This window comes from Spongiivirga sp. MCCC 1A20706, assembly GCF_046524175.1.
In the GTDB taxonomy this organism is placed as follows: Bacteria; Bacteroidota; Bacteroidia; order Flavobacteriales; family Flavobacteriaceae; genus Spongiivirga.
Window position 1 is genome coordinate 347,013 of sequence record NZ_JBEFZF010000003.1, and the last position, 13,233, is coordinate 360,245.

At 36.5% G+C, this 13,233-nt stretch carries 15 protein-coding genes; 1 reads left to right on the forward strand and 14 read right to left on the reverse strand.

The annotated features are described in order from the left end of the window. Nucleotides 1–90: 90 nt before the first annotated feature. The 6 genes from ABN763_RS09490 to ctlX form a co-directional block, all read right to left on the reverse strand. Nucleotides 91–1,338 (reverse strand): sulfate adenylyltransferase subunit 1, encoded by a 1,248-nt coding sequence (locus ABN763_RS09490; RefSeq protein ID WP_410485224.1) that lies wholly within the window; start codon nt 1,336–1,338, stop codon nt 91–93. 54 nt (nt 1,339–1,392) lie between these two features. Next, entirely contained in the window at nt 1,393–2,295 is a 903-nt protein-coding gene (cysD, locus tag ABN763_RS09495; protein ID WP_410485225.1) for a sulfate adenylyltransferase subunit CysD, read from the reverse strand. A 5-nt stretch (nt 2,296–2,300) separates the two neighbouring features. Then, the gene (locus ABN763_RS09500; protein ID WP_410485226.1) at nt 2,301–2,924 is read right to left on the reverse strand and encodes a phosphoadenosine phosphosulfate reductase family protein; all 624 of its coding nucleotides are present in this window, start codon (nt 2,922–2,924) and stop codon (nt 2,301–2,303) included. 8 nt (nt 2,925–2,932) lie between these two features. Next, nucleotides 2,933–3,169: a DUF2061 domain-containing protein gene (locus ABN763_RS09505; protein ID WP_410485227.1), complete on the reverse strand. Its 237-nt coding sequence runs from the start codon at nt 3,167–3,169 to the stop codon at nt 2,933–2,935. Nucleotides 3,170–3,245: 76 nt separating this feature from the next. Further along, entirely contained in the window at nt 3,246–3,659 is a 414-nt protein-coding gene (locus ABN763_RS09510) for an RrF2 family transcriptional regulator (protein ID WP_410485228.1), read from the reverse strand. A 15-nt stretch (nt 3,660–3,674) separates the two neighbouring features. Then, a complete protein-coding gene (gene ctlX, locus ABN763_RS09515; protein WP_410485229.1) occupies nt 3,675–4,610 on the reverse strand; it encodes a citrulline utilization hydrolase CtlX in 936 nt (311 codons plus the stop codon). Nucleotides 4,611–4,705: 95 nt separating this feature from the next. On the opposite strand from ctlX, the gene ABN763_RS09520 reads away from it, so the two are divergent. Beyond that, nucleotides 4,706–4,918, forward strand: a complete 213-nt coding sequence (locus ABN763_RS09520; protein ID WP_410485230.1) for a DUF2905 domain-containing protein — start codon at nt 4,706–4,708, stop codon at nt 4,916–4,918. Here the strand turns inward: ABN763_RS09520 and ABN763_RS09525 are convergent, their stop codons facing one another. The 8 genes from ABN763_RS09525 to ABN763_RS09560 form a co-directional block, all read right to left on the reverse strand. Next, nucleotides 4,919–5,839: a dimethylarginine dimethylaminohydrolase family protein gene (locus ABN763_RS09525; protein ID WP_410485231.1), complete on the reverse strand. Its 921-nt coding sequence runs from the start codon at nt 5,837–5,839 to the stop codon at nt 4,919–4,921. Between the two features lie 66 nt (nt 5,840–5,905). After that, nucleotides 5,906–7,192 carry a citrate synthase gene (locus ABN763_RS09530; RefSeq protein ID WP_410485232.1) on the reverse strand — a complete coding sequence of 429 codons (1,287 nt, stop codon included), beginning with the start codon at nt 7,190–7,192 and terminating at the stop codon, nt 5,906–5,908. 256 nt (nt 7,193–7,448) lie between these two features. Continuing rightward, on the reverse strand, nt 7,449–8,738 hold the full coding sequence (eno, locus tag ABN763_RS09535; protein ID WP_410485233.1) for a phosphopyruvate hydratase: 1,290 nt from the start codon (nt 8,736–8,738) through the stop codon (nt 7,449–7,451). A 145-nt stretch (nt 8,739–8,883) separates the two neighbouring features. Beyond that, nucleotides 8,884–9,303, reverse strand: a complete 420-nt coding sequence (locus ABN763_RS09540) for a DUF1801 domain-containing protein (protein WP_410485234.1) — start codon at nt 9,301–9,303, stop codon at nt 8,884–8,886. Between the two features lie 176 nt (nt 9,304–9,479). After that, nucleotides 9,480–10,238, reverse strand: coding sequence for a hypothetical protein (locus tag ABN763_RS09545; protein WP_410485235.1), 759 nt, complete (start codon nt 10,236–10,238; stop codon nt 9,480–9,482). A 38-nt stretch (nt 10,239–10,276) separates the two neighbouring features. Then, nucleotides 10,277–11,386: a glutamine-hydrolyzing carbamoyl-phosphate synthase small subunit gene (gene carA / locus ABN763_RS09550; protein ID WP_410485236.1), complete on the reverse strand. Its 1,110-nt coding sequence runs from the start codon at nt 11,384–11,386 to the stop codon at nt 10,277–10,279. Between the two features lie 193 nt (nt 11,387–11,579). Further along, nucleotides 11,580–12,173: a 50S ribosomal protein L17 gene (rplQ, locus tag ABN763_RS09555; protein ID WP_410485237.1), complete on the reverse strand. Its 594-nt coding sequence runs from the start codon at nt 12,171–12,173 to the stop codon at nt 11,580–11,582. Nucleotides 12,174–12,228: 55 nt separating this feature from the next. Next, complete coding sequence (locus ABN763_RS09560; protein ID WP_410485238.1) at nt 12,229–13,221, reverse strand: DNA-directed RNA polymerase subunit alpha; 993 nt, start codon at nt 13,219–13,221, stop codon at nt 12,229–12,231. Between the last annotated feature and the right edge of the window lie 12 nt (nt 13,222–13,233).

A 13,233-nucleotide genomic window follows, 5' to 3' on the forward strand; every position in this document is an offset into this window, starting at 1 on the left:
AACTTCTACAATTGCTACCAAAGAAAATGAGCCTTTCCAAGCTCATTTTAAGATGAAAGTGATCGTATCGCTGTTTAAGTGGTGATCAAGCTACTCTACAAAACCAACAGCGCAGGTATTATTTGTTTGCGGATTTATCAAAATAAATGCACCATTTTGTTTAATATCCGAATAGGAATCGAGAAAAATAGATCTTGCCAATTTTAAACGTGTATTTGCAATATCATTTAATTTTAAGCTAGAAGCTTCAACTAAATTAGTTGGATTTTCAGGAGGAATAATGGATTTTATCTCGTCCAAACGTACTTGAACAGTCTTGCTTCCTGCCTGTAACAAAAATTTACCTCTAACACTTGCTTCCTGTTCATCTAACCATACCAGCTTTGCATGGATATTCTTATCAATAATTGGCTGTTTTTCATTCGTTTTCGTTAATAAATCACCTCTACTAACGTCAATTTCCGTATTAAGACTTACACTAACCGATTGCCCTGCTCTAGCTTCTTCTAATGTTTTAATGTCTTTCCTGATTTCTGTTACCCTAGCCGTTTTTCCAGAAGGATATACGGTCAGTTCATCCCCCAGTTTGACGGTGCCGCTTGCTATACGGCCCGAATACCCGCGATAATCAGTGAACTCTTGATTTTGTACATGAAACACGTTCTGCACATCCATTCTAAAGGTAGTTATACTCTCTTTTTCAGTTTGGATTTCATGTAATACTTCATTTAAAGTATTGCCATGATACCATGGTGTATTATTTGATGAATTCACAACATTATCACCTTTTAGCGAGCTAATAGGAATTATTTGAATATTGGGATTACTATGTTCAAATGAATTAGTCATTCGCTGAACATCAGCAGCTATTTTAAGAAAAATATCCTCGTCATAGTCGACCAAATCCATTTTATTGATACAGAAGACCACCGTATGCAAACGCAATAATTGACTAATGAAAAAGTGACGATAACTTTGCTCCAACAGTCCTTTTCGGGCGTCGATTAAAATAATCGACACTTCAGCATTTGAAGCACCGGTTACCATGTTTCTTGTATATTCTAAATGACCCGGGCTATCTGCAATAATGAACTTACGGCTATTGGTTGAAAAGTAGATGTGTGCCACATCTATAGTAATACCCTGCTCTCGTTCTGCTATTAAGCCATCTGTAATTACCGAAAAGTCAAAATCTGATAGTCCTTTTTCAGCAGTCTTTTTCTCAATCAAAGCTTCTTGCTCCTTTGTAAGTGCATTCGTATCATATAAAAGCCTTCCAATTAAGGTACTTTTTCCATCGTCTACACTTCCTGCGGTACTTATTCTTAATAAATCCATTATATTTTATTGTAAAAGGCTTCTACTTTACTAAGCCTGACGTGTTGTAAATCGTTAAAAATAACCGTCTTTTTTTCGTTGTTCTAATGCCGACTCACTTCGTTGATCATCAATACGGGCGCCACGTTCTGAATGCTTTGATGCTTTATTCTCGGCTAAAACCAATTTAACTGTATTTGCAGTTGAAGGTAAAGCGGCTGTGCAGGTCATATCGCCAACAGTTCTAAACCGAACAATATCTTCAACGATCTCATCGGACTCCACGATATTAAGGTACTCGGAATGAGCTAAATAAGCACCATCACGTTTTACCAGTGTTCTTTTATGTGAAAAGTATATACTTGGTAGCTCAAGGTTTTCTTGAAGAATATAGGTCCATATATCTTCTTCAGTCCAGTTACTAATAGGGAACGCTCTTACGTTTTCACCAAACTCGATCTTACCATTTAATATTTGAAACAATTCAGGGCGTTGCTTCTTGGCGTCCCACTGCCCGAAATCATCACGTACTGAAAAAATGCGTTCTTTTGCCCTCGACTTTTCCTCGTCCCGACGCGCTCCTCCTAAGCAAGCATCAAAACCAAATTCTTCTATCGCATCCAGTAAGGTTACCGTTTGTAGCGAATTCCTGCTCGCATATTTTCCACTTTCTTCTTTTACCTTATTCTGATCGATCGCATCTTGTACATAACGTACCACCAGATCAACACCAAGTTTAGAAACAAACTGATCCCTAAACTCAATTGTTTCAGGAAAATTATGTCCGGTATCGACATGTAAAAAGGTAAATGGAATTTTAGCTGGATAAAATGCTTTTTTTGCCAGATGTGCCATGGTAATAGAATCTTTACCTCCTGAGAAAAGCAATACCGGTTTTTGAAACTGTGCTGCCACCTCTCTAAGTATGTATATACTCTCGTCTTCTAGCGTTTGTAAGTGCTTGTTATAACTATCCATAATATCTATTTTGGAACCGTGTCTATGTGTAAACCACATTCTCGATTTTCCAACACTTTGGTTGGGTCGTAATAGGTAAACTCGTTGGGCAAATCATGTTCATTTAAATATGAGTCTAACTGATCGTCGGTCCAATGATAAAAAGGACTCACTTTTAAAACCCCATCACTTCCTTTTGAAAACACCTCTAACGAATCTCTAAGTGCCGTTTGTCCCTTACGTAGGTTAGTAAACCAAATATCTGGTTGGTGTATGGCCATTGCCCTCTTAAAGGGCTCTAACTTAACTTGATTAGTAAACGTTTTATGTAACGGAGAATCGACCTCAGGGATACCCATAACACTATCCCGATGCGCGGTAGTCTGTTTGGGCACATATAAATCGATATTTAAATGTAATCTGTCAATTAAGTACTCAGCATGTTTGTAGGTTTCAAGAGTATTATAACCTGTATCGCACCAAATAACATCAATTTCTGGAATAACTTGAGTAACAGCGTGCAAAATCGCCACCTCATATGGTCGAAAATTAGTGGTGACAACTGGTTTTTTACCTAAGGACAAGGCATAAGCGATTACTTCTGCAACCGACTTATCTTGGACACTACTATTTAAAGTTTCAATATTCATCTTCTTTGCTAATTCTTTTTTAAGCGATTCCAAACACGCTCATGGAAATAATACAATATCATTTTAGACACTACCTCAATGCCGCCTATACCAAATGCAATTTTCAAGTCTCCTGTTAATATATAAGAGATAATCATGGTATCAAGAGTACCGATAATTCGCCATGAAATTGTTTTTAGTAATGATACTTTCTGACTATCAGTCGAATGTTTTGATTGATCAGGTCTAAAAATATCGAGAATCATTAAAGCATGGTATTAAATTGAAGAGTCAAATATACTATTAATCTATCGGATAAGTAGATTTATAAGTTAAATTTTTTTATTCAAATGTTAAATCATGGAGCGATTTGTTTTCTAACACCTTTAGCGTATTATCCCTAACCTCAATCATTAATTTGTGTAGAGAACATGACTCCTCATCAAGGCAATCGGCGCATTTTTCATAAAAATTTAAACTCACACAAGGTAACATTGCTATGGGTCCTTCTAAAATTCTAATAAGTGAAGCTAAGGTAACCTCTTTAGGGTCTTTGATAAGGTAGTAGCCCCCACCTTTTCCCATTTTAGATGCTAAGAAACCCGTATTTTTTAACAGTAGTAAAATGGTTTCTAAAAACTTTCTAGAGATATTTTCTTTTTCAGCAATTTCAGAAATCAACACTGGACTATTACCTCCCTTTTTAGCAATGTAAGTTAGTGCTTTAAGTCCGTATTTAGTTTTCTTAGAAAGCATGGTGGTAATATAGCACTATTTTTCCGGAAGAAAAACCTCTGCCATCATGCAACGTGCACTACCTCCCCCACATGCTTCAATAGTATCTAACGGACTTGACAGAATTTCGCAGTGTTTTTGAAGGGTACGTATCTGGCTATCTGTTAGACTTTTATGAGCAGCTTCACTCATTACAATATATCTTTTACCATCAGTACCAACGACTTGAATCATATTTCCCGCAAAGTGATTTACTTGGTTTTCAGAAATTGCAATCACTTCTTTACCATCATCCTTTAAATGTTTGAGTACATTTTTCCGCTCTTTTTTATCGTCAATGCTATCTAGACAAATAACTGAAAAACTCTCAGCCAAACACATCATGACATTGGTATGATAAATAGGCAAACGTTTTTCATTTACAGTTTGATAGGCGGTGAAAACAACTGGTGTGTATTCAAAATCTTCACAAAATTCGACTAACAAGTTTTCATCTGCTCTTGGTGATAGTGCACAATAAGCTTTTCTGTTCACCCTGTCTAAAAGAATGCTTCCAGTACCTTCTAAAAAAACCGACTCTTCTTCAGCACTCGTGTAATCTACGATACTATCGATTCTAAAACCTGCCTTTTCAACCTCAAGTAACACATCTTCGCGACGTTCTTTTCTACGATTTTCAGCAAACATAGGATACAAAGCAACTTCACCGGACTTGTGGAATGAAATCCAATTATTTGGGAAAATTGAGTCTGGAGTATCCGGATTCAAAATATCATTAACCACTATGACCTTAATACCTTTTGACCGAAGTTTTATTACAAAATCATCAAACTCCTGCTGGGCTCTAGCATTAACCATTTTAGGATCAATTCCTTCTAAAACTTTCTGGTAATAGTTGTTAACTGCCGTCTGCTCATTCATCCTGAATGCAACCGGCCTCACCATTAGTATTGTATTTGTTACCTGTTTCATTACCTTTCTATTTTGGCGGCAAAAGTATATATTTTTCTTTGCAAGAATACTACACTATTGAAGCTAATTACTTAAATTAAAAGCTAACTATTATTATGGGAAGAGTATTAATCACTATTGGTATTTTCATAGTCCTTATTGGGGTGATATTGATATACGCACCTAATTTGTTTAGCTGGTTTGGCAAGCTACCGGGTGACATCAACATTCAAGACGAAAGAAAGCGAATTTTTATTCCTATTACCTCTATGATCATTGCTAGTGCTGTCGTCAGTCTTTTAATGTACTTATATCGCAAATTCTTTTGATTAGGATTTATCTCTGATAAGTGGCATTGTAGAACAACGTAATAATCCTTCTTGCTTTGAAATTTCAGCATATGGTACTTCTTCAACAGTAATTCCTTTGCTGCGTAACCACGTATTTAACCTTATAAAGTTTTTTTCAGAAACAACCACATCCGGAGCAATTGAGAAGATATTACTATTCATGTGATACATCTCATCTTTAGTGATTTCAAAGAGCTTGTCTTCACCAAAAAAATCGACCAACCACTTATATTCTTCTTCTACCAAAAATCCGTTTTTATGAATAATTGCCATGTCCTTTCCTACAGGTTGAAAACAACAGTCTAGATGCAGGGCATTATTTTTAGCATCTGTATTTGATTTACGCAACTCAAATGCCTTGACCTTTTTATTCGGAAAAATATCTTGTAGCGCTTTTACAGCTTGAATGTTTGTTCTAGCCGTTATATAATCGGGATAATCTTCTCCTGTGTACGTACCTACAAAAATGTAGTCATGATAAGGCATTACATCTCCTCCCTCCACATGTGCCTCTTCAGGAAGGGTGACCACCTTGTCAGGATCTATTTGATCGATTAGATAATCAATGGCGTGAATTTCACGTTCGCGATCTGGTAGAATATTGGATTTTATGAATTTATCTTCTATGACAAAGGCTATATCTCGGGCGAAGATCTGATTATAATCTTCAATAATCTCAGGACGATAAACGGTAACATCATACTTCCTAAAAACCTCAGCAACAGCTTCCATTTCTTTCATCATATCTTCTTCCTTCGGATATGTTCCCTGCTTTATGTGCTGTGCAGATTTTGGGTCGTAAGCGTCTTCTAGTTTTGGTGTAGGCCCATTACTTTTTGCAGTACCTAGCACCACCGCCCTTAACCTAGAGGTTTCATCATTTACATGAAGTTGTAACATCAGTATTATATTTAAAAAAGAAAAGCGATACCGGATCCGATATCGCTGTATTTATCTAAATGAAAATTATCGTTTATCCAGTTCAACAAACTCACGGTGGTTTTCACCAATATATACTTGTCGTGGTCTGCCAATTGGCTCTTTACGTTGACGCATTTCTCTCCATTGTGCGATCCAACCAGGTAATCTACCTAACGCGAACATTACTGTAAACATTTCTGTTGGTATACCCATTGCTCGATAAATGATACCCGAGTAAAAATCAACATTTGGGTATAGCTTGCGCTGCACAAAATATTCATCGTTCAGTGCCTCTTGCTCCAACCCTTTGGCGATATCTAAAATCGGATCTTCGACACCGAGATCACCTAGAACTTCATCAGCAGCTTTTTTGATAATTTTCGCTCTGGGATCAAAGTTTTTGTATACCCTATGTCCAAAGCCCATCAGTCTAAAAGGGTCTGACTTATCTTTTGCTTTCGCCATGTATTTTTTTGTATCTCCACCATCTTCTTTTATTGCTTCTAACATCTCAAGAACTGCTTGATTAGCACCACCATGAAGTGGGCCCCACAAAGCGGAAATTCCTGCAGATAAAGATGCAAATAATCCTGCATGCGAAGAACCAACAATTCTCACAGTTGATGTAGAACAGTTTTGCTCATGATCCGCATGTAAAATTAACAACTTGTCTAGCGCATTGACCAGGATAGGATTCATTACATACTCCTGATTCGGTTTGCGGAACATCATTTTAAGAATGTTCTCAACATATCCCAAAGAATTATCACCATAGTCTAGCGGTAAGCCTTGTTGTTTGCGCATTGTCCAGGCGACCAAAACAGGAAACTTACCTAAAATTTTAACGATCGAGCGATAAAGATCTTCCTCTGAATCTACATTTACGGAAGACGGATTGAAAGCAGTCAGCGCACTTGTTAATGAAGACAATACCCCCATTGGATGGGCTGATTTAGGAAAACCATCTAATATTTTTTTAACCTCTTCATCTACAATGGCTTTTTCTTTGATATCCGCATGAAACTTATCTAGCTTTTCTCTATTTGGAAGCTCTCCAAAGATCAATAAATATACCACCTCTAAAAAATCAGCTTTTTCTGCTAACTCTTCAATGGAATATCCTCTATATCGTAAAATGCCTTTTTCACCATCTAGAAAGGTAATCCCACTTTCGCAAGACCCCGTGTTTTTATATCCCGGATCTAGAGTAATGACACCTCCTGTTGCCCCTCTTAGAGCTTTGATATCGATTGCTTTTTCACCTTCGCTTCCCTCTATAATCGGGAATTCATATTTATTTCCACCTATTTCTAAAGTAGCAGTATTTGACATATAAAGTGTGTGTTTTTAAAAGGAATACGAAATTACGAAAACCTTTGCGATTTATAAAGTCGCAAAAGATTGTTAAACCTTAAACTTTTATGAAAATTTCAAAGGCATGAAACGGCACAAATCTGATGCGAATTCATCCGCTAAAAAGACGCTGCTCTTTATAAGAAAAGCCGAAATATAATTTCGACTTTTCTTATAAACCGTCTCCCATTAAAAATGAAGAGAATTGTTCTTAATTTTTAAATAAAATTACTCTTTAGTTTATTTTAAACGCTTTCTCTTTAGGAAAATAAGCGACACTACCCAATTCTTCTTCTATACGGAGTAGTTGGTTGTACTTGGCCATACGATCGGATCTTGAAGCGGAACCTGTTTTAATTTGACCCGTATTTAGTGCTACCGCTAAATCAGCAATAGTATTATCTTCAGTTTCACCTGAACGATGCGACATTACAGAAGTATAACCCGCATTTTTCGCCATATTTACCGCAGCAATAGTTTCTGTTAACGAACCTATTTGATTGACTTTAATCAAAATAGAATTAGCAATACCATTTTGGATACCGCGCTCTAAACGCTCAACATTGGTAACAAAAAGATCGTCACCAACTAACTGTACCTTATCTCCTACTTTATCAGTCAATGCCTTCCAGCCATCCCAGTCATTTTCATCCATTCCATCTTCGATAGAGATAATTGGATATTTTTCGCATAAATCTGCAAGGTAAGCAGCCTGCTCTTCAGAAGTTCTAACAGCACCTTTATCTCCTTCAAATTTGGTGTAATCATATTTCCCGTCAACATAAAACTCCGCCGCAGCGCAATCCAATGCTATCATCACTTCATCACCAAACTTATATCCTGCTTTTTCTACTGCTGTAGCAATAGTATCTAGCGCGTCTTCGGTACCGTCAAGAGTTGGTGCAAAACCACCTTCATCACCCACCGCAGTGCTTAAATTGCGGTCGTGTAGTACTTTTTTCAAGTTGTGAAAAATTTCAGTTCCCATTTGCATCGCATGGGTAAAACTTTTCGCTTTCACAGGCATCACCATAAATTCTTGAAATGCAATTGGCGCATCACTATGAGAACCTCCGTTAATGATATTCATCATCGGCACAGGAAGGGTATTTGCGCTTACACCACCCACATATCTGTACAATGGCATACCAAGTTCGTTTGCAGCCGCTTTGGCCGTCGCCAAAGAAACGCCCAAAATAGCATTTGCTCCTAACTTAGATTTATTGGGAGTACCATCAAGTTCGATCATTGTTTGATCGATTAAGTTTTGTTCGAACACAGAAAAACCAACTAACTCTTCCGCAAGTATCTCATTCACATTTTTAACTGCATTTAGAACACCCTTTCCCATATAAGAATTTCCTCCATCACGAAGTTCAACCGCTTCATGTTCTCCGGTTGAAGCACCAGAAGGAACAGCTGCGCGGCCTAATACTCCGTTTTCAGTTACCACATCAACCTCCACTGTTGGGTTACCTCTGGAATCAAGAATTTGTCGTGCATGTACATTAATAATGATACTCATTTTAAAGTTTTTATTGGTTAACTAATTTTGAGCTGTAAAGATACGAAACCGTTAAATTTGAAAGATTATTTAAGCGTGAAACTAGCCATAAAAGTTGCGATAACGTTTTAGAGGATTGATTAAAGAATAATCAATCCATACTCGTCTATGCTCCCAGCAAGAGTTCTTTTTTCACTTTATGATATGTAAGTGCCAATTGAATACAATGCTTCACTTCATCTTCCGGAATTTTTTCATCAAGACAAAAAACGATTGCACGGTTTCCTTCAAAATTGAAGACATCTTTATATATTTTTCTAAAAGTTGGAACCAACTTAGTAGTGCAACTAAAATACAAGGCGTATTGGTCTGGGGTTTTCTCTTTCCAATCCATACGTAATGTACTGCCGTGCTTTGTAATATAACTTGGCTCACCCCATTTTAATGTTTCTTCAAGTGATTTTAAGCCATCTATTTCACCTGCAACTTCTATAACAAGAGTTCTCAGATAATTCATTTTGATCCTAACATGATTAGGATATTGATCGAATACTGTTTTAACTTTGGGGTTAGAAATTAGTTCCATTGTTAATGATTAACTTGCAATAGCATTCTTATTTCCTTCCAAAATAAACAAAACCAAAAAGACCTACAAGATTTTGGAAATCCTGTAGGTCTGTTTAATATTTAAAACACTATTAATTCGCTTTCGCTATTCTATTTAAATTTTTTTGATACATAAGAATTAATTATAAATAATGCTTATTGTGCCCCATTTCCGGGGTTCTTTATATCATTTCCACTGCTGTTATAAATAGCATCACAATTACTGTCTCCTCTATAATTATTACTACCCCTTACATAGCCAGAACCTTCTTGGATAGAACATAGACCATATGCAATTGCTCCCCAAGGCAAAAATGAAGTTATAGCCTCATCTGCTGGGGACAATCCCTCTGTATGAAAATTATAGCACGCATTAAACGACGTAAAACATATTGTCCTACTTGTGTTTAACCCTCTTAATTCTAAATAACTACCCTCTTTTATTCCTTTCAAATTATAAGCCAAGGTATTACCTGAAAAAGGGTTTACTATTTCGTCAATACTAATGTCATCTTTTGTTAATTCACGATAAACATGCAACCTATATTCTTTGGTCAATATATTTGTTGTTTTAACTAAATAGCTTCTCTTCTTAAAACCGTTAAGGTCTCCAGAAGTTTCAAATATTTCTCTTATAACCGATCTATGGGATAAATCAAGATAATCAACCAAATGACCTTCTTTCTTAGTGAAACCCTTAAAACCAACAAATTGATAACCTGGGTTGTTTTCTTCTACATCGTTAATTGTAGTAGCTAACTTTTTGCTGTAGGATGAATTTAGACTTAATTTAGATATTTTCAAAGAGCCAGTCTCCAATAATTGATTGGAATTTAGATCAGTATTATCATCCTTATCACAGGAAATTACGAAAAATAGAAAAATTGAAATTAAAAAACAGATTTTTTTCTTCATGATTATTTATTTTATTTTATCAAAAATAAGAAAAAAAACTATAATTCTTTTTGCTTCACCATTTGCATAAACTGATCAAATAAATACAACGAATCATTAGGACCCGGGCTTGCCTCTGGATGATATTGTACTGAAAAACAGTTTTTATTTTTCATTTTAATACCTGCTACGGTATCGTCATTCAAATGGATATGGGTAACCTCTAATTCTGTATTTGCTTCTGCTTCTTCACGATTTACAGCAAAACCGTGATTTTGAGAGGTGATTTCTCCTTTACCAGTGACCAAATTTTTAACCGGGTGGTTAATTCCGCGATGACCATTGTGCATTTTATAAGTAGAAACGCCATTGGCCAATGCAATCACTTGATGTCCCAAACAGATTCCAAATAGTGGTTTATCTTTCTCAATGATTTGCTTGGCAACACTAATCGCATTTTCTAAAGGCTCAGGGTCTCCCGGGCCGTTAGATAAGAAATATCCGTCCGGATTCCATGCCGCCATATCTCCAAACTTTGTATCATATGGAAATACCTTAACATAAGCCCCTCGACTAGCAATATTTCTTAGAATATTCTTTTTAATACCAATGTCAAGTGCTGCTACTTTATATGTAGCATTTTCATCGCCATAGTAATATGGTTCTTTGGTTGATACTTTAGAAGCCAGTTCTAACCCGTCCATATTGGGTACTGCGGCCAGTTGTTTTTTCAACTCATCAATCTTATACACTTCGGTTGAAATAACGCCATTCATTGCGCCATTATCACGAATATGGCTAACTAAGGCACGAGTATCGACATCAGAAATGGCTACCAAATTACTTTTTGCCAAGAAATTTTCTAGCGAATCATCTGCCTGTTCTCTAGAATATTGATAACTAAAGTTTCGACAAATAAGTCCCGCAATCTTTAAGCCATCAGACTGAGACTCCTCTTGTTTAACACCATAATTACCAATATGTGCATTGGTAGTAACCATTAACTGACCGTAATACGAAGGATCGGTAAATATCTCTTGATAACCAGTCATTCCGGTATTAAAACAAACTTCACCAAAAGCGCTACCTTCAACTCCTACGGCTTTGCCGTAAAATATGGTACCGTCTGCTAATAAAATAAGGGCTTTTTTTCTTGATTGGTATTTCATATGCTTTTCGAGTATTGAGTATTTAGTACAAAGTATTTAGTAGTTAGTATATGATTTTTAAATTTTAATATCGCCAAGTAGTACTTTGTACTCAATACTAACTACTAAATACTTCGTACTACTTTACAAAAAAACATAAAAAAAAGGATAAACTTAAAAGCTTATCCTTTTTGATATTAACGAATAATGTTCATTACTCTTTTGTTTCTTCAGCATTATCATCTGCTTTAGGCTCTTCAGCCGGAGCTTCATCTGCAGTTGTTTCTTCCACTGCTTCTGCTTTCGCTTCAGTTGCTGTTTCTTCAACTTCTGCTTTTACTTCTTCTACAGTTTCTTCAACCGCAGGTGCAGCAGCAGGAGCATCAGCCTTCTTTTTAGATCGGCTACGACGCGATTTCTTCTTAGCAGGTGTTCCAGCTGTGTAGGTTTCGTTAAAATCTACCAACTCGATCATCGCCATATCTGCGTTATCTCCTAAACGATTTCCCATTTTGATGATACGAGTGTATCCGCCTGGTCTATCACCCACTTTGGTAGCAACTTCTCTAAAAAGTTCGCTTACCGCTTCTTTTTGTCTTAAGTAACTAAATACTACACGACGATTGTGAGTGGTATCTTCCTTTGATTTTGTTACCAAAGGCTCTACAAATTGCTTAAGTGCTTTCGCTTTAGCAACAGTAGTATTTATACGCTTGTGCTCGATTAAAGAACAAGCCATATTAGCCAACATTGCTCTTCTGTGAGCAGTCTTGCGGCCTAAATGATTAAATTTCTTTCCGTGTCTCATCTTTCTCTAGATATAAGATTTTAGGTTTTAGATTCTAAACCCCAACATCTCTACATTAATCCTTATCTAATTTGTATTTGGTCAAATCCATTCCGAAGCTAAGGCCCTTCACATTTACTAGCTCTTCAAGCTCAGTCAATGATTTTTTACCAAAGTTTCTAAATTTCATTAAATCGTTTTTGTTGAATGATACAAGATCTCCTAACGTATCAACCTCAGCAGCTTTTAAACAGTTTAATGCTCTTACTGAAAGATCCATATCGATCAACTTCGTCTTAAGAAGTTGACGCATGTGCAATGATTCTTCGTCATAGGTTTCAGTTTGTGCAATTTCATCAGCTTCTAATGTAATTCGCTCATCAGAGAACAACATGAAGTGGTGAATAAGTGTTTTAGCAGCTTCGGTTAATGCATCTTTAGGATGGATAGATCCGTCAGAAACGATTTCGAAAACCAATTTTTCGTAGTCAGTTTTTTGCTCAACACGATAGTTCTCGATACTGTACTTTACATTCTTTATAGGAGTGTAAATAGAATCGATTGCTATAGTACCGATAGGCGCACTTGACTTTTTATTCTCTTCAGCAGGAACATAACCACGACCTTTCTCGATGGTAATGTCCATGTTGATATTTACAGAAGGTTCCATATTACAGATAACCAAATCCGGATTTAGAACTTGGAAACCGGAGATAAACTTCTGGAAATCTCCAGCTGTTAATTGCTCTTTTCCTGTAACCGAGATTGCTACTGCTTCGTTATCAACGTCTTCTATTTGACGCTTAAAACGTACCTGCTTAAGGTTAAGGATAATTTCTGTTACATCTTCTACCACGCCATCAATTGTTGAAAATTCGTGATCTACCTTATCCATACGGATTGAGGTGATTGCAAATCCTTCAAGTGATGATAACAGCACTCTTCGCAGAGCGTTACCAACTGTCAATCCATATCCAGGTTCAAGTGGACGGAATTCGAATTTGCCTTCGAATTCTGATGAATCGATCATGATAACCTTATCCGGCTTTTGAAAATTTAGTAATGCCATAATTTAGTTGTG

Bases quoted from the DNA above. Each gene is read 5' to 3' on its own strand.
- ABN763_RS09490 (WP_410485224.1), bottom strand. From the start codon at position 1,338: ATGGATTTATTAAGAATAAGTACCGCAGGAAGTGTAGACGATGGAAAA.
- cysD (WP_410485225.1), bottom strand. From the start codon at position 2,295: ATGGATAGTTATAACAAGCACTTACAAACGCTAGAAGACGAGAGTATA.
- ABN763_RS09500 (WP_410485226.1), bottom strand. From the start codon at position 2,924: ATGAATATTGAAACTTTAAATAGTAGTGTCCAAGATAAGTCGGTTGCA.
- ABN763_RS09505 (WP_410485227.1), bottom strand. From the start codon at position 3,169: ATGATTCTCGATATTTTTAGACCTGATCAATCAAAACATTCGACTGAT.
- ABN763_RS09510 (WP_410485228.1), bottom strand. From the start codon at position 3,659: ATGCTTTCTAAGAAAACTAAATACGGACTTAAAGCACTAACTTACATT.
- ctlX (WP_410485229.1), bottom strand. From the start codon at position 4,610: ATGAAACAGGTAACAAATACAATACTAATGGTGAGGCCGGTTGCATTC.
- ABN763_RS09520 (WP_410485230.1), top strand. From the start codon at position 4,706: ATGGGAAGAGTATTAATCACTATTGGTATTTTCATAGTCCTTATTGGG.
- ABN763_RS09525 (WP_410485231.1), bottom strand. From the start codon at position 5,839: ATGTTACAACTTCATGTAAATGATGAAACCTCTAGGTTAAGGGCGGTG.
- ABN763_RS09530 (WP_410485232.1), bottom strand. From the start codon at position 7,192: ATGTCAAATACTGCTACTTTAGAAATAGGTGGAAATAAATATGAATTC.
- eno (WP_410485233.1), bottom strand. From the start codon at position 8,738: ATGAGTATCATTATTAATGTACATGCACGACAAATTCTTGATTCCAGA.
- ABN763_RS09540 (WP_410485234.1), bottom strand. From the start codon at position 9,303: ATGGAACTAATTTCTAACCCCAAAGTTAAAACAGTATTCGATCAATAT.
- ABN763_RS09545 (WP_410485235.1), bottom strand. From the start codon at position 10,238: ATGAAGAAAAAAATCTGTTTTTTAATTTCAATTTTTCTATTTTTCGTA.
- carA (WP_410485236.1), bottom strand. From the start codon at position 11,386: ATGAAATACCAATCAAGAAAAAAAGCCCTTATTTTATTAGCAGACGGT.
- rplQ (WP_410485237.1), bottom strand. From the start codon at position 12,173: ATGAGACACGGAAAGAAATTTAATCATTTAGGCCGCAAGACTGCTCAC.
- ABN763_RS09560 (WP_410485238.1), bottom strand. From the start codon at position 13,221: ATGGCATTACTAAATTTTCAAAAGCCGGATAAGGTTATCATGATCGAT.